This is a genomic window from Pseudomonas sp. KD5, assembly GCF_012932895.1.
In the GTDB taxonomy this organism is placed as follows: Bacteria; Pseudomonadota; Gammaproteobacteria; order Pseudomonadales; family Pseudomonadaceae; genus Aquipseudomonas.
This window is the reverse complement of record NZ_JDWJ01000006.1, coordinates 266,655-285,568: the sequence shown is the minus strand read 5'-3', so window position 1 is coordinate 285,568 and position 18,914 is coordinate 266,655. Positions and strand designations below refer to the sequence as shown.

Annotated in this window: 16 protein-coding genes; 4 read left to right on the top strand and 12 right to left on the bottom strand. The window is 59.7% G+C overall.

Translation table 11 applies throughout. The features are described from left to right. Positions 1 to 2: 2 nt before the first annotated feature. The 10 genes from AF70_RS15720 to AF70_RS15675 all read right to left on the bottom strand — a co-directional run bounded on the left by AF70_RS15720 (position 3) and on the right by AF70_RS15675 (position 12,166). Positions 3 to 1,331: a sigma-54 dependent transcriptional regulator gene (locus AF70_RS15720; RefSeq protein WP_019581564.1), complete on the bottom strand. Its 1,329-nt coding sequence runs from the start codon at positions 1,329 to 1,331 to the stop codon at positions 3 to 5. Then, positions 1,328 to 3,229, bottom strand: a complete 1,902-nt coding sequence (locus AF70_RS15715; protein WP_028939456.1) for a sensor histidine kinase — start codon at positions 3,227 to 3,229, stop codon at positions 1,328 to 1,330. The genes AF70_RS15720 and AF70_RS15715 overlap by 4 nt, the downstream gene beginning before the upstream one ends. A 135-nt stretch (positions 3,230 to 3,364) precedes the next feature. Then, positions 3,365 to 4,099: an amino acid ABC transporter ATP-binding protein gene (locus AF70_RS15710; protein ID WP_019581562.1), complete on the bottom strand. Its 735-nt coding sequence runs from the start codon at positions 4,097 to 4,099 to the stop codon at positions 3,365 to 3,367. Further along, complete coding sequence (locus AF70_RS15705; RefSeq protein WP_018926620.1) at positions 4,096 to 4,767, bottom strand: amino acid ABC transporter permease; 672 nt, start codon at positions 4,765 to 4,767, stop codon at positions 4,096 to 4,098. The genes AF70_RS15710 and AF70_RS15705 overlap by 4 nt, the downstream gene beginning before the upstream one ends. Next, positions 4,767 to 5,513, bottom strand: coding sequence for an amino acid ABC transporter permease (locus AF70_RS15700; protein WP_018926619.1), 747 nt, complete (start codon positions 5,511 to 5,513; stop codon positions 4,767 to 4,769). Before AF70_RS15700 ends, AF70_RS15705 begins: the two co-directional genes overlap by 1 nt. 164 nt (positions 5,514 to 5,677) lie before the next feature. Further along, positions 5,678 to 6,592 carry a glutamate/aspartate ABC transporter substrate-binding protein gene (locus AF70_RS15695; RefSeq protein ID WP_026331878.1) on the bottom strand — a complete coding sequence of 305 codons (915 nt, stop codon included), beginning with the start codon at positions 6,590 to 6,592 and terminating at the stop codon, positions 5,678 to 5,680. A 429-nt stretch (positions 6,593 to 7,021) separates the two neighbouring features. Further along, positions 7,022 to 8,560, bottom strand: coding sequence for a glycerol-3-phosphate dehydrogenase (gene glpD, locus AF70_RS15690; protein ID WP_028939455.1), 1,539 nt, complete (start codon positions 8,558 to 8,560; stop codon positions 7,022 to 7,024). A 321-nt stretch (positions 8,561 to 8,881) separates the two neighbouring features. Next, entirely contained in the window at positions 8,882 to 9,637 is a 756-nt protein-coding gene (locus AF70_RS15685; protein ID WP_007938932.1) for a DeoR/GlpR family transcriptional regulator, read from the bottom strand. Between the two features lie 95 nt (positions 9,638 to 9,732). After that, a complete protein-coding gene (glpK, locus tag AF70_RS15680; protein WP_018926616.1) occupies positions 9,733 to 11,238 on the bottom strand; it encodes a glycerol kinase GlpK in 1,506 nt (501 codons plus the stop codon). 76 nt (positions 11,239 to 11,314) lie between these two features. Beyond that, positions 11,315 to 12,166: an MIP/aquaporin family protein gene (locus AF70_RS15675; RefSeq protein ID WP_019581559.1), complete on the bottom strand. Its 852-nt coding sequence runs from the start codon at positions 12,164 to 12,166 to the stop codon at positions 11,315 to 11,317. A 369-nt stretch (positions 12,167 to 12,535) separates the two neighbouring features. On the opposite strand from AF70_RS15675, the gene ybaK reads away from it, so the two are divergent. Both ybaK and AF70_RS15665 read left to right on the top strand, forming a co-directional pair. Further along, positions 12,536 to 13,006: a Cys-tRNA(Pro) deacylase gene (ybaK, locus tag AF70_RS15670; RefSeq protein ID WP_007938929.1), complete on the top strand. Its 471-nt coding sequence runs from the start codon at positions 12,536 to 12,538 to the stop codon at positions 13,004 to 13,006. A gap of 116 nt (positions 13,007 to 13,122) precedes the next feature. Further along, a complete protein-coding gene (locus tag AF70_RS15665) occupies positions 13,123 to 13,905 on the top strand; it encodes a PhzF family phenazine biosynthesis protein (RefSeq protein ID WP_019581558.1) in 783 nt (260 codons plus the stop codon). Positions 13,906 to 13,958: 53 nt separating this feature from the next. Here the strand turns inward: AF70_RS15665 and AF70_RS15660 are convergent, their stop codons facing one another. Both AF70_RS15660 and argF read right to left on the bottom strand, forming a co-directional pair. Next, positions 13,959 to 15,068, bottom strand: a complete 1,110-nt coding sequence (locus AF70_RS15660; protein WP_019581557.1) for an ABC transporter ATP-binding protein — start codon at positions 15,066 to 15,068, stop codon at positions 13,959 to 13,961. Further along, complete coding sequence (argF, locus tag AF70_RS15655) at positions 15,065 to 15,985, bottom strand: ornithine carbamoyltransferase (protein WP_019581556.1); 921 nt, start codon at positions 15,983 to 15,985, stop codon at positions 15,065 to 15,067. The genes AF70_RS15660 and argF overlap by 4 nt, the downstream gene beginning before the upstream one ends. Positions 15,986 to 16,391: 406 nt before the next feature. Between argF and AF70_RS15650 the strand changes: the two genes are divergently transcribed. After that, entirely contained in the window at positions 16,392 to 16,670 is a 279-nt protein-coding gene (locus AF70_RS15650; RefSeq protein ID WP_007938924.1) for a hypothetical protein, read from the top strand. A 135-nt stretch (positions 16,671 to 16,805) separates the two neighbouring features. Continuing rightward, the gene (locus AF70_RS15645; protein ID WP_007938923.1) at positions 16,806 to 18,914 is read left to right on the top strand and encodes a molybdopterin oxidoreductase family protein; all 2,109 of its coding nucleotides are present in this window, start codon (positions 16,806 to 16,808) and stop codon (positions 18,912 to 18,914) included.

Below are 18,914 nucleotides of genomic sequence, written 5' to 3'. Positions count from 1 at the left end.
CATCAGTGGCTCAGCCCGTATTTTTTCACTTTGTCGAACAGCGTGGTCTTGGCCATCCCCAGTTCCTGGCTGGCTTGGGTCAGGTTGCCGCCGCTGCGCTGCAAGGCGTCACTGAGCAGGTTGCGTTCGAAGGCTTCCACCGCTTCGGCGAAAGCCAGGCCCTGATTGCCGCCGCTGGCGCCGGTTTTCTTGAAGGCCGGCAGGCCGAGGGCGAAGCGTTCGGCGACGTTGCGCAGTTCGCGCACGTTGCCCGGCCAGTCGTGGCTCATCAGAATCGACACGGTCTGGTTGTCCAGTTCCGGCAGCGAGCGGTCGAAGCGCAGGGAAGATTGCTGCAAAAAGTGCTCGAACAATTGCAGGATGTCTTCGCGGCGTTCGCGCAGTGGCGGCAGTTCCAGGGTGACCACGTTCAGGCGGTAATACAGGTCGCTGCGAAACTCGCCGGCCTTGCTCGACTCATCCAGATCGGACTTGGTCGCGGCGATCACCCGGCAATCCACCGCCACGCTCTGGTTCGAACCGAGGCGTTCGAGGGTGCGTTCCTGCAGCACCCGCAGCAGTTTGATCTGCAACGGCAGCGGCATGCTTTCCACTTCGTCGAGGAACAGCGTGCCGCCATCGGCGTGTTCGATCTTGCCGATCCGCCGTTTGCCGGCACCAGTGAAAGCGTTGGCCTCGTGGCCGAAGATTTCGCTTTCGAACAGGTTCTCCGGCAGGCCACCGCAGTTCAGCGCGACGAACTGTTTGCTGTGCCGGCGGCTGAAGTCGTGCAGGCAACGTGCAACCAGTTCCTTGCCGGTGCCGGTCTCGCCTTCGATCAGCACGTTGGCCGACGTATCGGCGACGTTGGCGATCAGTTCCCGCAGGTTTTGCATGGCCGGCGAGCGACCGATGATCCGGCCTTCGAGGGAATCACGCTCGAACAGTTGTCGACGTAACGAGGTGACTTCCCGCGCCAGGCTGCGTTGCTCCAGCGCGCGGCGGGCGACGTCCACCAGGCGTTCGGGAGAGAAAGGTTTCTCCATGAAGTCGTAGGCGCCTTTCTGCATCGCGCCGACGGCCATCGAGATGTCGCCGTGGCCGGTAATCAGCACCACCGGCAGGCTGCGATCGCGGGCCTTGAGCCGGGTCAGCAGTTCCAGGCCATCGATGCCCGGCAGGCGGATGTCGCTGATGACGATGCCAGCGAAGTTATCGCCCACCCGCTCCAGTGCTTCTTCGGCGCTGCCGACGCCGATGCAGGGAATGTCTTCAAGCGTCAGCGCCTGTTGGCAACCGAGCAGCACATGGGGGTCGTCTTCGACGATCAGCACACTAAGGTCGTTGTTCATATTGGCTCGGCGAGAGTAGGGCTTACCAACGGTAAACTGAGGACGAAGGTGGTACCACCGCTGGCCGGGTGTTCGACACCCAGATGCCCGCCCGTGGCGGCAGCCAGGCTCGCCGACAGGGTCAGGCCGAGGCCCAGGCCCTGTTCGCCGGGCTTGGTGGTGAAGAACGGTTCGAACAGATGCTTGCGCGCTTCGGCATCGATGCCGTGGCCGTTGTCGCGCACCCGCAGGCGATACTTGCCGTCGAATTCCTCGCCTTCGAGCCACAACGCCGGTTGGGGCTGCGACTGCATGGCATCGAGCGCATTGCCGATCAGGTTGACGAGGATCTGCTCCAGACGGGTCTGGTCGATCTGCACCTGCACGTCGGTGAAATCGCGGTGCAGTTGCAGCGGTACGCTTTCCATCCGGCTGCCCAGCAATTGCAGGGCGGCGTCCACGCCTTTGCCGAGGCTGGCCTGGCCTTGGTCATCGCCACGCCGGGCGAAAGAACGCAGGCTGGCGGTAATCCGGCCCATGCGGTCGATCAGTTCATTGATGGTCTTGAGATTGGTGCTGGCCACATCCAGCTGACCGCGCTCCAGAAAGCGCACGGTATTGCCGGACAAGGTCCGCAAGGCTGCCAGCGGTTGGTTCAATTCGTGGGCGATGCTGGTGGACATCTGGCCGATGGCCGCCAGTTTGCCGGCCTGGACCAGTTCATCCTGAGCGCGGCGCAAGGTTTCTTCAGCCTGTCGACGCTCACGAATCTGCCCCTTGAGCCGTTCGTTGCTGGCGCGCAGGTCGGTGGTGCGTTCGGTAATCCGACGCTCCAGTTGATTGTTGGCTTCCTGCAAGGCTTCCCGCGCCGCGAGGCGGGTGGCGATCACTTTGCGGCGCTCGTTCCAGGCGATCAGCAGGAAGGCCACCAGGGCAAACGCCACCGCCACCAGAATCCCCTGATTGATCGCTTCACGCCGCAGGTCTTGCAGGGGCGTGAGCAGGGTGAAATTCCACGGGGTGTCGCTCAGCGGCCGGGTTTGCGACAGGTAGCTGATGTTCTCTTCATCGGACATCAGTTCGCTGTTGGCGGGGAAGGTCAGTTTCTCCTCGCCTTCAGCCAGTTTCTCTCGGGCCAGCGGTTGCAGTTCATTCAGCGGATACCAGTAGTACTGAAGGCTGCGGGCCAGGCGTTCCTTGGTGTCGTCGCTCAACGGCAGCACCGACTTGAGCCGCCGCGCCGGATCGCTGGAGAGAATGATGATGCCGTTCTCGTCGCTGACGAACGCTTCAAGGCGCGCGCGCTGCCAGCGTTCTTCCATGGCTTCGAGGCGCACCTTGACCACCGCGACGCCGGTGATCTTGCCATGTTCCTCCAGGCCATGAGCCAGGTAATAGCCGGGTTCGCCGCTGGTGCTGCCGATGCCGTAGAAACGTCCCGGCTGGCCACGCACGGCGCTCTGGAAGTAGGCGCGGAAGGACAGGTCTTCGCCCAGATAACTGTCGACATCGCGCCAGTTGCTGGTGGCCAGTACGCGGCCGGTGGTGTCCATCACATAAATGGCCCGACTGCGGCTGCGCCGGTTCAGGCCTTCGAGGTATTCGTTGACCGTCTGCCGAAGTTCCGGCGACGGGTCGGCCAGCAGCTTGGAAACACTCGATTCGAGTTCCAGCAGGCTGGGCAGGTAGGTGTATTTGCTGATCTCGCTTTCGACGGCGCGCGCGTGCAGTTCCAGCTGACGCTGGCCGTTCTCGCTGAGGCTGCGAATGCCGTAGTGTTCACTGACCCAGAAGCCGATGTAACCCAATCCAATCATCAGGGCGATGATCAGCGGCGGCAGGAACAGATGGCGAATCAAACGGGGTTTCACGGCGAGTGATGGCGGCGCTGCGCGATAGAAGGTGGAGTCGCATTTCATCACAGAAGCCTTGGGTCAACCACAACACAATATCCATATCCCCACGGGGCCTGTGGGAGTTGCTGTGTGGTGAGGGGGCAAGCCCCCTCGCCACAAAAGCCCGCTCCCACAATTGGGGGAGCGGTGTCTTCCTTCTCAGTGCTGCAGAATTTTCTCGAGGAAATGCTGCGCACGCTCGGAACGGGCGTTGATGTCGCCGAAGAACTCTTCTTTCTTGCAGTCTTCGATAATCTTGCCGGCGTCCATGAAGATCACTCGGTCCGCGACCTTGCGGGCGAAGCCCATTTCGTGGGTCACGCACATCATGGTCATGCCTTCGTGGGCCAGTTGCACCATCACGTCCAGCACTTCGTTGACCATTTCCGGGTCCAGTGCGGAGGTCGGTTCGTCGAACAGCATGACGATCGGGTCCATCGCCAGCGCACGGGCAATCGCCACACGCTGTTGCTGGCCACCGGAAAGCTGGCCCGGGTGCTTATGCGCATGGGCAGACAGCCCGACGCGCTCAAGCAGTTGCAGGCCTTTCTTGGTGGCTTCTTCCTTGCTGCGGCCCAACACCTTGATCTGCGCGATGGTCAGGTTTTCGGTGATGGTCAGGTGCGGGAACAGTTCGAAATGCTGGAACACCATGCCCACCCGCGAGCGCAGTTTCGGCAGGTTGGTCTTCGGATCGGCGATGGACGTGCCATCGACGATCAGGTCGCCTTTCTGGAACGGTTCCAGTGCATTGACGCACTTGATCAGGGTGGATTTGCCGGAACCGGACGGCCCGCACACCACGATCACCTCGCCTTTTTTGACCTCGGTGCTGCAATCAGTCAGTACCTGGAAGTCCCCATACCACTTGTTGACGTTCTTGATAGAGATCATACGGCGAACCTTTTTTGCAGACGCTTGACCAGCTGCGAGGCGGCAAAGCTGATGATGAAGTACGTGAGACCTGCGAAGATCAGGAACTCATTGGAGCGGCCGATGATGTCGCCACTGGCACGCGAGGCATTGAGGAAGTCCACCAGGCCGACCGCGTAGACCAGCGAGGTGTCCTGAAACAGGATGATGCTCTGTTGCAACAGCAGCGGGGTCATCTTGCGGAACGCTTGCGGCAGGATGATCAACCGCATCATCTGGCCATACGTCATGCCCATGGCCTGGGCGGCACTCATCTGGCCCTTGGGAATCGACTGCACCCCGGCCCGGACGATTTCGCAGAAGTACGCCGCTTCGAACATCATGAACGCGACGATGCACGAGGCGAACGCGCCGATCGGGGTGTCTTCGCCGGTGATCCAGCGCAATACAAACGGCACCGCCAGGTAGAACCAGGTGATGACCAGCAGCAGCGGGATCGAGCGGAAGTAGTTGACGTAGGCGCCGGCAATGTTCGACAGCAGTTTGTTGTGGGACAGGCGCATCAACGCCAGGACCGTGCCGAGGATGATCCCGCCGCTCACGCCCAGGGCCATCAGTTGGAGGGTCATGACCATGCCGTTCCACATACCCGGCAGGGACGGAATGATGCCCGAGAAGTCGAATTCCATCATTTACCCCCTACGGAAATCAGGCCCGGCACGGCGACTTTCTTCTCGACCGCGCGCATCAGCAGCATCAGGCTCATGTTCAGGGTGAAGTAGATCAGCGTTGCCAGGGTGAAGGCTTCGAACAGGTTGGCGGAGAACTCGGCGGTCTGTTTGGTCTGCGCCAGCAGCTCCATCAGGCCGATCAGCGACGCGACGGAGGAGTTCTTGAACACGTTCAGGAATTCCGAGGTAAGCGGCGGAATGATGATCCGGTAAGCCTGGGGCAGCAGCACGTTCCAGTAGATCTGCGGCAGCTTGAAACCCATGGCGCGGGCAGCGGATTCCTGGCCGCGGGGCAGCGCCTGGATACCGGTGCGCACTTGTTCGCAAACCCGGGCCGTGGTGAACAGGCCCAGGCACACGACGACACTGAGGAAAGCCGAGGTGGTCGGGTTCAGGTCCTGCTTGTACCAGTCCTGCAGGTTTTGCGGCAGCAGGTCGGGCACCAGGAAGTACCAGATGAACAGCTGCACCAGCAGTGGCACGTTACGGAAGAGTTCGACGTAGCAGGTCGCGATGCCCGATACGATGCGATTCGGCACCGTGCGCATGACGCCCAGGATCGAGCCCAGCAGCAGCGCGATGATCCAGGCGGCGACGGCGATGGCGATGGTCCAGCCCAAACCGGAGAGGTACCAGTCGAAATAAATTTCGCTGCCCACGCCGGTGGACTTGAAGAACACGCCCCAGTCCCAGTTGTAATTCATTAGGGTCTCCCCTCGGATTCGATCGATGTACAAGTGCCCGATGACGGTCAGGCACACGCGAACGGCTCGACAACCACCGGTTCGAGTGTTTCCAGAAATGCCAGCAGGGAGTGACAACCCCTGAAAGGGCAGAGGCCTTCTCAGGGGGTAACGTTAGTCAGAAATCAGGATTTCTTTTCGTCAGCCGCTTTGTCGGTCGGATTGGCGATCAGGGTCTTGAGCTCGTCGCTCATCGGGAAGTTCAGGTTCAGGCCTTTTGGCGGGATTGGCTGCATGAACCATTTTTCGTAGATCTTGTTGATCTCGCCCGACTTGTAGGTCGCGATGATTGCGTCGTCGACGGCTTTCTTGAATGGTGCGTCGCCCTTGCGGACCATGCAGCCGTAGATTTCGAAGGACTGCGGTGTACCGGTTACGGCCCAGTCATCCGGCTTCTTGGCCTTGGCCATTTCACCGGCCAGCAAGGCGTCGTCCATCATGAAGGCCACGGCACGGCCGGTTTCCAGCATCTGGAAGGATTCGCCATGGTCTTTGGCGGAGATCACGTTCATGCCCATCTGCTTGTCGGCGTTCATCGACTTGAGGATGCGCTCGGACGTGGTGCCGGCGGTGGTCACGACGTTCTTGCCTTTGAGGTCGGCGAAGTCTTTGTAGGGCGATTCTTTCTTGGCCAGCAGCTTGGTGCCGATTTCGAAGATGCCGGCGGAGAAATCAACTTGTTGCTGACGCTCGACGTTGTTGGTGGTGGAGCCGCACTCGACGTCCACGGTGCCGTTCTGCACCAGCGGGATACGGGTTTGCGAGGTCACCAGGTTGTATTTGACCTGGAGGTTGGGCATGTCCAGGTCTTTCTTGATGGCTTCGACGATTTTCAGCTGGATATCGTGGGAGTAGCCAACCGGTTTGCCGGAAGCGTCCGCGATGTAGGAAAACGGAATGGACGCGTCACGATGCCCGAGGGTGATGGTGCCGGACTCTTTGATCTTCTTCAGTGTGCCGGTGAGTTCGGCGGCGAAAACTGGAGTGCTAATCAGAGCGGCAGCAATGGCTGCGCCCAGGAGATGGGGAACGATGCGCATCAAATTTTCCTCGACATTGTTTTTTTTATGGAGCCAGTTCATCGGCCTTTTTTGGTGCTTCGAATGCCTGGCGGCTCCTGAAGGAGTAGCGCAATAAACATTCGTCCGGGAGAGTAGAGCATGACTCGTGCCAGACCATGCATCATCTAGCAAGCTATTGATTTTTAAGAGTGTTTTAATTTTTGTGACGTTGAGTTTGTTGTCGGATGATCCGGTTTTCCGAATCGACCGAGGAGTCGCGTTCGGAAAACCGAATGGATTAACCCGCACAACTGTAGGAGCGTGGCTTGCCCGAGAGGGGGCACTGCGGTCTGTCTGTTGAACCGCTTTATCGTTCTTCGCGGGCAAGCCTCGCTCCTACAATAATGCGGGTATGAAAAAGCCCCTGAATCGTGAGATTCAGGGGCTTTGGTTTAACCAGATATCCGATCAGGCCGCTTCGATCTTGCTGCGGTTCTGTTCAAGTTTGTTCAGGTAATCCTTGAGCTTCTGCTGTTCCGCCGCAGTGGTGAACAGCCCAAGCTTGCTGCGGCGCCACAGGATGTCATCGGCGGTGGTCGCCCATTCTTCGCTGCACAGGTAGTCGACTTCGCGGGTGTAGAGGCCGCCGCCGATGTGTTCACCCAGGTCACCGAGGTTTTCCACGCCTTCGAGCATGCGCCAGGTGCGGTTGCCATAAGTGGTGGACCAGCGACGGGCGATTTCGGTGGGGATCCAGTCGAACTTGTCGCGGATCCGCGAACTCAATGCCTGCGGAGTCGTCATGTCTTCGCCACCGGGCAGAGGAGCGTTGGCGGTCCAGCTTGGCTTGATGTGCGTGAAGTACGGGGCAAGTTGCGCCAGCGCCGACTCGGCCAGTTTGCGGTAGGTCGTCAGCTTGCCGCCGAACACCGACAGCAACGGCGCTTCTTCGCCAGAACCCGACAACGCCAGGGTGTAGTCGCGGGTGACGGCCGACGGGTTGTCGGATTCGTCGTTGCACAGCGGACGAACGCCGGAGTAGCTGTGCAGGATGTCCGCGCGGCTGAGTTGTTTCTTGAAGTGGGCATTGACCACTTTCAGCAGGTAATCGGTTTCGCCTTCAGTGATTGCCACTTTTGCCGGGTCGCCGGTGTACTCGCGGTCGGTGGTGCCGATCAGGGTGAAGTGGTTCAGGTACGGAATGGTGAAGACGATGCGCTGATCTTCGTTTTGCAGAATGTGCGCGTGTTCGCCTTCGTACAGTTTTGGCACGATCAGGTGGCTACCCTGGATCAGACGGATGCCGTACGGCGATTCCATCTTCAGGTCGTCACGAATGAACTGGGCGACCCATGGGCCGGCAGCGTTCACCAGTGCCTTGGCGCGGATCGAAAACAGGCTGCCATCGGCGCGTTCCAGGTTCATGTGCCACAGGCCCTTGGTGCGACGAGCGCTGACGCAGCGGGTTTGCGTATGAACGTGGGCACCTTTCTCGCGGGCAGCCATGGCGTTCAGTACGACGAGGCGTGCGTCATCGACCCAGCAATCGGAATATTCGAAGCCTTTGGTGATTTCGCTTTTCAGCGGGCTGTCCGGGCCGAACTTCAGGCTTTTCGAGCCTTCGAGTTTTTCCCGTTTGCCGAGGTGGTCATAAAGGAACAGACCGGCGCGGATCATCCAGGCCGGACGCAGGTGCGGGCGGTGGGGCAGCACGAAGCGCATCTGTTTGACTATGTGCGGTGCCTTGGCCAGCAGCACTTCGCGCTCGGCCAGGGCTTCGCGCACCAGGCGGAATTCATAATGCTCCAGGTAGCGCAGGCCACCGTGGATCAGCTTGCTGCTGGCCGACGAAGTGTGGCTGGCCAGATCATCCTTTTCGCAAAGGAACACCGAAAGGCCGCGACCGGCGGCATCTGCTGCGATCCCCACGCCATTGATCCCACCACCAATGACGGCGATATCGTAGACCTCGGCGAGAGGGGGCGTAGGCAAGGTAGAAGTGGGCATCGGCTGGCCTCGGGCTTTTTGGATTTCTATATTTGAATTCGAACATTAATGTTCATTTACGAAAATACTAGCCCATAAAGACGCCCACAGCCAGCGTGCTTCGATTGAAAATACTGATCGAAGGGCCGTTAAAGGAAAATTTTCGAACATTGAATGATGGTTGGGAGTGCTTTTGTGGCGAGGGAGCTTGCTCCCGCTGGGCTGCGAAGCGGCCCTAAAACCGGCTACCGCGGTATCTCAGGAAGAACATGTTGTCTGATTGGCGTCTGCTGTGCAGCCGAACGGGGGGGGGCAAGCCCCCTCGCCACAGGGGGGATGTGCTTACACGACCTCCAGCCGAATCTTGTGCTGGCTCAACAACTGCGCCAGGGCCGGCGAAGGCGGCTGGTCGGTGACCAGGCAATCGATCAGGCTGATCGGACCCAGGCGAATCATGGCGTTGCGCCCGAATTTGCTGGAGTCCGCGGCGAGAATCACCTGTCGGGCGTTGGCGATGATCGCCTGGGACACCCGCACTTCCTGATAGTCGAAATCCAGCAAGCTGCCGTCTTCATCGATACCACTGATGCCGACCAGGGCGAAGTCGACCTTGAACTGGTTAATGAAGTCGACGCTGGCCTGACCGACCACGCCACCGTCACGCCGTACGTTGCCACCGGTCAGCAGCACGTCGAAGTCGTCCTTGGCGCTGAGCATCGAGGCTACATGCAGGTTATTGGTGATGATTTTCAGGTGGCTGTGGTTGAGCAGCGCCCGAGCAATGGATTCGGTGGTGGTGCCGATATTGATGAACAGCGAGGCGTGATCGGGAATCTGCGCCGCAATGGCTTCACCGATACGCTGCTTTTCATCGCGCATCTGATCGGCGCGCATGGCGTAGGCGGTGTTTTCGACGCTGGAGTCGTAGGCTGCGCCACCGTGATAGCGACGCAACAGATTCACTTCCGCCAGTTGATTGATATCACGGCGGATGGTTTGCGGTGTAACGACGAACAGCTGGGCCATTTCCTCGATGCTGACATAGCCGCGTTCGCGGACCAGTTCGAGGATTTGCTGCTGACGGGGAGGCAGATTCATGGGGCTTCCTTTGGGCTGCCGTGCAAAATTTGCCCATGATGCCGCAGGAATCCGCTCCCTACCAGTTACAACCGGATACGAGTCCGGTCGGTGGCTTATTCAGCGCCTTCGTGCGGTTCCCAATCGCGAGTGCGGCTGACGGCTTTTTTCCAGCCGGCGTAGAGTTTTTCCTTCGCGGTTTCGTCCAGCGCTGGTTCGAACTCGCGCTCGATCACCGCCTTGCCGCGCAACTCGTCCAGGCTGCCCCAGAAACCGCAGGCCAAACCCGCCAGGTAAGCGGCGCCCAACGCGGTGGTTTCGCGCATTTTCGGGCGCTCGACTTGAGTGCCGAGGATGTCGGCCTGGAATTGCATCAGGAAATTGTTCGCCACTGCACCGCCGTCCACGCGCAGGGCTTTCAGGCGTTCGCCGGAGTCCTGCTGCATGGCGTCCAGAACATCGCGGGTCTGGTAGGCAATCGACTCAAGCGCCGCACGAATGATGTGATCCACGCGTACGCCACGGGTCAGGCCGAACAACGCGCCACGGGCATACGGGTCCCAGTACGGAGCGCCCAGGCCGGTGAAGGCCGGCACCAGATACACGCCGTTGCTGTCCTTGACCTTGTTGGCGAAGTATTCGGTGTCGTGGGCGTCGTTGATGATTTTCAACTCGTCACGCAGCCACTGCACGGTGGAGCCACCGTTGAACACCGCGCCTTCCAGCGCATAGGCCACTTCGCCACGCGGGCCGCAAGCGATGGTGGTCAGCATGCCGTGTTTGGACTTCACTGCTTTGTCGCCGGTGTTCATCAGCAGGAAGCAGCCGGTGCCGTAGGTGTTTTTCGCCTGGCCTGGCTCGACGCACATTTGGCCGAACAAGGCGGCCTGCTGGTCGCCAGCGATACCGCCAATGGCGATGCCGCTTTTGGTGTGGCCGTAGATTTCGGACGAGGACTTAACTTCCGGCAGCATCTCGCGCGGGATGTCGAGGACGTCCAGCATCTTCGCGTCCCACTCCAGTGTGTGGATGTTGAAGAGCATGGTGCGCGAGGCGTTGGTGTAGTCGGTGACGTGCACCTTGCCGCCGGTGAATTTCCAGATCAGCCAGCTGTCGACGGTGCCGAACAGCAGTTCACCCTTGCGCGCCCGCTCACGGCTGCCTTCGACATTGTCGAGGATCCACTTGAGCTTGGTGCCGGAGAAGTACGGGTCGGTGACCAGGCCCGTGGTGTCGCTGATGTATTGCTCGTGGCCATCGCGCTTGAGCTGCTGGCAGATTTCGGTGCTGCGGCGGCACTGCCAGACGATCGCGTTGTAGATTGGGCGGCCAGTGGTCTTGTCCCAGACCACGGTGGTTTCGCGCTGGTTGGTGATGCCGATGGCCGCGACCTGGTCGTGATGCAGGCCGGCTTGAGCCAGGGCCTCGACCATCACGGCGCTTTGGGTGGCGAAGATTTCCATCGGGTCGTGTTCGACCCAACCGGCTTGCGGGTAATGCTGTGCGAATTCACGCTGGGCGGTGCAAACCACGTTCGCGTCGCGATCGAAAATGATCGCGCGGGAGCTGGTCGTACCCTGATCGAGGGCAATGATGTAGTTCTTATTCTGAATGTCGGTCATGTCGATTGCCTTGGACGAAATAAGGAAGTGAAGTCAGGCGCGGGATCAAAATGGGCAGGATCACGCGCCAACGGTTTCAAGACGTTCTTGGTTTGCCGTCAATGGCCAGTGCTGCGTCCTTTGTAGCAGGTATGGCGCTGGGCAGATGACGGGCAATCAGCCCCCGATAAGCTGCAGCACCGAGACAGGCACCGACAATCGGTGCAAAAACCGGAATCAGGAAGTACGGGATATCGCGTCCGCCAGTGAAGGAAATTTCACCCCAGCCTGCGAAGAAAGTCATCAGTTTAGGACCGAAGTCGCGGGCCGGGTTCATCGCGAAACCGGTCAGCGGGCCCATCGAGCTGCCGATCACGGCAATCAGCAGACCGATCAGCAACGGCGCCAATGGCCCTTTGGGCAGGCCATTGTTGTCGTCGGTAAGCGACATGATCACGCCCATCAGAATGGCGGTGATGATCACTTCAACCAAAAAGGCCTGGCCCGTGGACAGGGCAGGGTTCGGGAAGGTGGAGAACACCGAGGCCAATTCAAGGCTGGCTTCGGTGCCACGAACCATTTGGTGAGTTTGTTCGAAATCGAAGAACAGGTTGCTGTACAGCGTGTAAACCAACAATGCCCCGCAGAAGGCACCGGCGACCTGGGAGAAGATATAGAAAGGCAGTTTGCGCTTTTCGAAGTCAGCGAAAATGCTCAGCGCGATACTCACGGCAGGGTTGAGGTGCGCACCGGAAACGCCGGCGGTGAGGTAGATCGCCATGCTGACGCCAACACCCCAGATGATGCTGATTTCCCACAACCCGAAGCTGGCACCCGCCACCTTGAGCGCGGCAACGCAGCCCGTACCGAAAAAGATCAGCAGTGCAGTACCCAGAAACTCGGCCATGCATTGGCTCGAGAGCGACGGTTGTTGTAACGCAGTTGTCATTGAAAACCTCGTTTTTGTTGTTGTCTGGCGCTTTTTCATTAAGGTCAAAGCGCGATTTTCACCGAGGCAGGATCCCCATCCTGTGCTCGGCTTACTGCCGGGTGCTGCGGTGAGACATTCGTACAGTGTTCACATTCGAAAAAATATAGACAAGAAGCACTGCTGTCAAAGGTCGAAAGTGAACCATCAGTCATATTTAAACTATTAGTCCTGTGAATGATCGCATCGTTCATCTGGCGAGATGCGTGTGGACGAACGGCCGAAAGCCCGGCCAGGCCTTGGAAATAGCACCGCAATAGAGCCTTTTATCGATCAATGACCTAGAATCCTGCGCAGTATTTTTCTTCTGCCGCCAAGTCTGGAGCTGTCATGACCCCCGCATTGGATTTGTTGAAAAAAGTTCGTGCCGAACATCGCGTGCACAGTTACGAACATGATCCGAAGGCAGCGTCCTATGGTCTGGAGGCCGCGGAAAAACTGGGCCTGGACCCCGCGCAGGTGTTTAAGACATTGCTGGCGGCGAGTGAGAAGGGTGAGTTATTGGTGGCGGTGGTGCCGGTCGTCGGAAGTCTGGACTTGAAGGCGCTGGCACAGGCCGCAGGCGTGAAAAAAGTCGAAATGGCCGATCCAGCCGCTGCGCAGCGTTCGACGGGGTATCTGTTGGGCGGTATCAGCCCGCTCGGGCAGAAGAAGCGCCTGCGCACTTTTATCGATCATTCGGCCCAGCCGTTTTCCAGCATCTTCGTCAGCGCCGGGCGGCGCGGTCTGGAAGTCGAGCTGGCGCCTGCCGTGTTGGCCGAACACACCCAGGCGAAGTTCGCCGATATCGGTCGTGCCTGAATAGAGGGGCTTGGGTTTTCATCCTGGCGCTGTATGGTGAAAATTGATTCGTTCTGTCACTGGTGAAGCGTTGTCCATGGTTTCATGCTCGGCGACCTGGAAAAAGGAGCAGTGTCATGGAGCTTGAGTTTCATCAGATCGATGCGTTCAGTGATAGGCCGTTCAGTGGCAATCCGGCGATGGTGTACCGGCTCGATGCCTGGCTTGACGATGAGTTGATGCAAAAAATCGCCGCCGAACATAACCTCGCCGAAACCGCGTTCCTGGTGCGTGAGGGTTCTGTCTGGCGCATCCGCTGGTTTACCCCGATCACTGAAGTCCCATTGTGCGGCCATGCGACCCTGGCCAGCGCCTACGTGCTCTTTGAACTCTATAAAGAACCGGTCGAGCGACTGGACTTCATCTGTAAGTCCGGCCCGTTGAGTGTCACCCGAGAGGGTGGGCGCTTGTGGCTGGATTTCCCGGCAGTCGTGCCGTCGGAAGTGGGGATGACCCGGGATGTCGAGCGCGCCTTGGGCGTTGAGGCAGTCGATGTGCTGGGCTCGAAAGAATTGTTCGTGGTGCTGGAGTCCGAGCAGGCGGTGCTCGATTGTCAGCCGGACATGATTGCCCTGGCGAAACTGCCGTGGCCGGGCGCCATCGTCACAGCCAAAGGCAACAAACATGACTTTGTGTCGCGCTACTTTGCTCCGGCGATCGGCATCAACGAAGATCCGGTGACCGGTTCAACCCACTGCAGCCTGATTCCGTACTGGTCGAAACGCTTGAGCAAGTCGAATCTGACGGCTTATCAGTGCTCGGCGCGGGGCGGGGAGTTGTTTTGTCAGCTGGAAGGGGATCGGGTGAGTATTGGCGGGAATGCGACGCTGGTCGCGAGCGGAAAATTATTGCTCGGATAATTTTTTGGTAGGGGCAAGGGCTAGGCGCCCCCCTGCTCCTACGGATTCAGGTGTCAGCTGGCGGCGCCGTAGCGCCGAACCCCGGACTCGATCGTCGGAATCTGCGCCGCTGTACTGCCGGAGGCCTGGAACAGTACCAGGTGTTCCGCCGCTACCCGAATACCGACTTCAGCACCGACCAGATGATCGGCATGACTCGGAAAAATCGACTCCAGCTGTGCGCCCGTAGGCAACTGCAAGCGGTACAGCGTTGATGCACCCTGGAAGCTCTTGCCGACAATCTGCGCCCTCAGTGGGCTGGACGGTGCATAGACGATGTCGTCCGGACGCAGCAATACGTCCACGGCGCCACCGATCGGCCAGGTGTAGGCACGGTTGCCGCGCAATTCACCCAACTCGGTCTGCACCGACTCCGGGCTGCTCAACTGACCGCGAATGAAGTAACCCTGGCCAATGAAACTGGCCACATACGGTGTCAGCGGTTCGTGATAGAGGTTGTAGGGTGTATCCCACTGCTCCAGGCGACCTTCCTTGAAAACGCCGACATGGTCGCTGACCGCGAAGGCTTCTTCCTGATCGTGGGTCACCAGAATCGCACTGGTGCCGCGAGCCTTGAGAATGTCGCGCACTTCATGGCTGAGTTTGCGTCGCAGTTCACCGTCGAGGTTGGAGAACGGTTCGTCGAGCAACAACAGTTGCGGTTCCGGCGCCAGGGCGCGGGCCAGTGCAACCCGCTGCTGCTGGCCACCGGACAGTTCATGGGGAAAGCGCTTGCCGAGGTTTTTCAGGTTGACCAATTCGAGCAATTCTTCGGTGACACGATCCTTTTGCGGGTGCTTGCGGATCCCGAAGGCGATGTTCTCGGCCACGCTCAAATGCGGAAACAGCGCGTAATCCTGGAACACCATGCCGATCCGGCGTTTCTCCGGGGCGAGGGTGAAACCGGCGCTGGAGATGGTCTCGCCCGCCAACTGGATCTCACCCTCGTGCACCGGTTCGAAACCGGCAATGGCCCGCAGAGTGGTGGTTTTGCCGCAACCCGAAGAGCCCAGCAGGCAACCAATATCGCCGGCATTCAAATGCAGGTTGAGGTTCTGCACAACCCGCTGGTTTTGATAACCACAGGCCAGATTGCGCAGGTTCAGCAGTAATGGCTGGCTCATGCGTGATGGTACGAAGGTGGGACGAGAAACTCGAGCAGGGCCTTTTGTGCATGCAGACGGTTTTCGGCTTGATCCCAAGCCACCGAACGCGGGTCGTCGAGCAGGTCGAGGCTGATTTCCTCGCCACGGTGGGCCGGCAGGCAATGCATGAACAGCACGTCCGGCGCGGCCAGGTCGAGCAGGGCACGGTTGACCTGGAACGGTGCGAACAGCTTCAGGCGCTTGGCGGTTTCCTCTTCCTGGCCCATGGAGGTCCAGACGTCGGTGCTCACCAGGTGCGCGCCGCGCACGGCTTCCTGCGGATCGCGGACGATGCTTACCCGATCGCCGGCCTTGGCCACGAACTCAGGGTTGGGTTCGTAACCTTCCGGGCAGGCGATGCGCAACTGGAAGTCGAACTGGATCGCCGCTTCTATATAGCTGTTGCACATGTTGTTGCCGTCGCCGATCCAGGCGACGGTCTTGCCTTGGATCGAACCGCGATGTTCGAGGAAGGTTTGCATGTCGGCCAGCAACTGGCACGGGTGCAGGTCATCGGACAGGCCGTTGATCAGCGGGACTCGCGAATTGGCGGCGAATTCGGTCAGGGTGCTGTGCGAAAACGTACGGATCATCACTGCATCGAGCATGCTCGACATGACAATGGCGGCGTCGCCGATCGGTTCGCCACGGCCCAGCTGAGTGTCGCGCGGCGACAGGAAGATCGCCTGGCCACCGAGCTGGATCATGCCGGCTTCGAACGAAATACGGGTACGGGTCGAGGACTTCTCGAAAATCATCCCCAGGACGCGGTTTTTCAAAGGCTCGAACAGTACGCCGCGGTTACGCAGGTCCTTGAGCTCAACGCCTCGACGGATCACGCTGACCAGCTCTTCGGGCGTGCAATCCATCAGGGAGAGAAAGTGCCTTGCGCTCATCATTGACTACCTTTTTGCAACAGACCGCAGATACTCAAAGCCTTGTTTAACTGAAAAACGGGCGAGACCTGCGGCGTAAGCCGCACGGGGCGACGAAATAGGGGGAGGCGCGATATTGACATTAAATGTCGCGTTTTTCCAATAGGCTACGGTGTTTAGAGGATTTCAGAGAGGCTACGGGGTGACCGCGGTAGCGCTTTTGAAGCCTGTGTCCTGACAGCAGCTCACCATTTGTACACTGGGCTCGCCGGGCTTGGCAATCAGACAGGGCGTGGGCGACATATTGGCAGTCGGTTCTTGACCTGTCATTCGAGCCTTTGGCGGGCAATGTGTCTGGTCTGAAACATTTGCTAATGCAAAGTGCTGGGTTATAACTAAAGCACGAGCGACGCAGGAAGCCTCAGGAATGGAATCGAAAGAACAGTTATTGATGGAGCTACTTGGCCTTACGGCACGCTCTCTGACCCACCTCACGGCTTCCATGACCTCGATGTCTTTCGAGTTGATGCGCAGTGAGGACGAAGTCACGAAGGCGGCTGGCCGGCGCATGATCGACCGCATGGCCACCATCAGCGCCGGGCTCGACGAGCATTGGCGGCTGATCGGCGAACTCACCGGCGTGCATGTCGCCCACGAGCAGATAGAAACCATTGAGGAAATCCAGTTGCAGGCGCCGCCGAACTGATCCCCTTGCTGCCATCGGCCTGCCTGATGGTCGTCGATTCACAAGACGAACGTCGCTGGCGCGGTGGCAAGTCACGCGCCATAGTTTTGTTCCCGCGGCCGACATTGCCCGCCCAGAACAAAACAGAGACTGGCCATGACCAAGACTCTCCATCACCGTGCGTGCCACCTGTGTGAAGCCATCTGCGGCCTGACCATCGAGACCACCGAAGTCGAAGGCAGCGGCGTGCAGATCACCTCGATCAAGGGCGACCCTCAGGACAGCTTCAGCCGTGGGCATATCTGCCCCAAGGCGGTGGCCCTGCAAGACATTCAGAACGACCCGGATCGCCTGCGTCAGCCGATGCAGCGAGTGGGTAGCGAGTGGCAGCCTATCGAGTGGGAAGATGCGTTCAGCCTTGTAGCCGAACGCCTGGCGGCGATTCAGGAGCGTCACGGGCAGAACGCGGTGGCGGTCTATCAGGGCAACCCCAGCGTGCACAACTACGGGTTGATGACCCACAGCAATTACTTCCTCGGCCTGTTGAAAACCCGTAACCGGTTTTCCGCGACGTCGGTCGATCAGTTGCCCCATCACCTGACCAGTCATTTGATGTACGGCCACGGCTTGCTATTGCCGATCCCGGACATCGATCACACCGATTTCATGTTGATCCTGGGCGGCAATCCGCTGGCCTCCAACGGCAGCATCATGACCGTGCCGGATGTGGAGAAGCGCCTCAAGGCGATTCAGGCCCGGGGTGGCAAAGTGGTGGTGGTCGATCCGCGTCGCAGCGAAACGGCGGCGATTGCCGATCAGCATCTGTTCGTGCGCCCCGGCGGCGATGCGGCGCTGTTGTTCGGGCTGCTCAATACGTTATTCGCTGAAGGCCTGACCCGCGACAGTCATTTGCCGGTCGATGGTCTGGATGAAGTGCGTAAGGCGATCGCAGGTTTCACTGCCGAGGCCATGAGCCCGCTGTGCGCAGTACCCGCCGAACAGATCCGTCAACTGGCGCGGGACTTCGCGGCAGCCCCGACGGCGGTCTGCTATGGCCGCATGGGCGTCTCGACCCAGGCCTTCGGCACCTTGTGCCATTGGCTGGTGCAATTGATCAATCTGGTGACCGGCAACCTTGATCGTGTCGGCGGTGCGTTGTGCACCGAGCCGGCGGTGGACCTGGTGGCGTCCACGTCGGGCGGCCATTTCAATCTGTGGCAAAGCCGCGTGTCCGGGCGTCCTGAATACGGTGGCGAGTTGCCGGTGTCGGCGCTGGCCGAAGAGATGCTCACCGAAGGGGAAGGGCAGGTCCGTGCGCTGATCACCGTGGCGGGTAATCCGGTGTTGTCCACGCCCAATGGCCGACAGCTGGAGCAGGCGCTGGACGGGCTGGAGTTCATGGTCAGCGTCGACCTGTACATCAATGAAACCACGCGTTATGCCGACCTGATCCTGCCGTCGACTTCGGCGCTGGAAAACGATCATTACGACACCACGTTCAATATGTTCGCGGTGCGCAACGTCACCCGTTTCAACCGGGCGATTCTCGCCAAGCCGCAAGGCGCGCTGCATGACTGGGAGATCTTCGTGGGGCTGGCCAAGGCCTTTGCGGCGAAGACCGGCAAGGAGCTGAAACCGACCATTGCGCCGGCGCAGATGATCGACCGGGGGCTGCGGATGGGCCTGTATGGCGATGCTTCAGAGCACAAACTGTCGCTGGCGACCTTGTTCGATCACCCTCACGGTGTCGATCTCGGCGCGCTCAAGCCCAATTTGACGCCTCGTCTGAAGACGGCCAATCAGCGCGTCCAGGCGGCGCCTGTGGAGATCCTCGCCGATCTGGCGCGCTTTGCGGCGTTGCAAGCACCAGCCGCCGATGAGTTGCTGATGATCGGTCGCCGCCATGTGCGCAGCAACAACTCATGGATGCACAACTATCACCGCCTGGTGAAGGGCAAGCCGCGCCATCAACTGTTGATGCACCCGGACGACCTGGCCAGCCGCGGGCTCAGCGATGGGCAGCGGGTGCGCGTCAGTTCACGGGTCGGCGTGATCGAGGTTGAAGTGGTCGCCAGCCTCGATATGATGAAAGGAGTGGTCAGCCTGCCCCACGGTTGGGGCCATGCGCGACCGGGCGTGCAGATGACGATTGCCAGTGGCCAGCCAGGTTCCAGCGCCAATGACCTGACTGACGAATGTCAACTCGATGAGTTGTCGGGCAATGCGGCATTGAACGGCGTGCCGGTGACCGTGGCGGCGGCGTGA

Coding starts and splice junctions, on each gene's coding strand:
- AF70_RS15720 (WP_019581564.1), bottom strand. CDS start 1,331: ATGAACAACGACCTTAGTGTGCTGATCGTCGAAGACGACCCCCATGTG.
- AF70_RS15715 (WP_028939456.1), bottom strand. CDS start 3,229: ATGAAATGCGACTCCACCTTCTATCGCGCAGCGCCGCCATCACTCGCC.
- AF70_RS15710 (WP_019581562.1), bottom strand. CDS start 4,099: ATGATCTCTATCAAGAACGTCAACAAGTGGTATGGGGACTTCCAGGTA.
- AF70_RS15705 (WP_018926620.1), bottom strand. CDS start 4,767: ATGGAATTCGACTTCTCGGGCATCATTCCGTCCCTGCCGGGTATGTGG.
- AF70_RS15700 (WP_018926619.1), bottom strand. CDS start 5,513: ATGAATTACAACTGGGACTGGGGCGTGTTCTTCAAGTCCACCGGCGTG.
- AF70_RS15695 (WP_026331878.1), bottom strand. CDS start 6,592: ATGCGCATCGTTCCCCATCTCCTGGGCGCAGCCATTGCTGCCGCTCTG.
- glpD (WP_028939455.1), bottom strand. CDS start 8,560: ATGCCCACTTCTACCTTGCCTACGCCCCCTCTCGCCGAGGTCTACGAT.
- AF70_RS15685 (WP_007938932.1), bottom strand. CDS start 9,637: ATGAATCTGCCTCCCCGTCAGCAGCAAATCCTCGAACTGGTCCGCGAA.
- glpK (WP_018926616.1), bottom strand. CDS start 11,238: ATGACCGACATTCAGAATAAGAACTACATCATTGCCCTCGATCAGGGT.
- AF70_RS15675 (WP_019581559.1), bottom strand. CDS start 12,166: ATGACAACTGCGTTACAACAACCGTCGCTCTCGAGCCAATGCATGGCC.
- ybaK (WP_007938929.1), top strand. CDS start 12,536: ATGACCCCCGCATTGGATTTGTTGAAAAAAGTTCGTGCCGAACATCGC.
- AF70_RS15665 (WP_019581558.1), top strand. CDS start 13,123: ATGGAGCTTGAGTTTCATCAGATCGATGCGTTCAGTGATAGGCCGTTC.
- AF70_RS15660 (WP_019581557.1), bottom strand. CDS start 15,068: ATGAGCCAGCCATTACTGCTGAACCTGCGCAATCTGGCCTGTGGTTAT.
- argF (WP_019581556.1), bottom strand. CDS start 15,985: ATGAGCGCAAGGCACTTTCTCTCCCTGATGGATTGCACGCCCGAAGAG.
- AF70_RS15650 (WP_007938924.1), top strand. CDS start 16,392: ATGGAATCGAAAGAACAGTTATTGATGGAGCTACTTGGCCTTACGGCA.
- AF70_RS15645 (WP_007938923.1), top strand. CDS start 16,806: ATGACCAAGACTCTCCATCACCGTGCGTGCCACCTGTGTGAAGCCATC.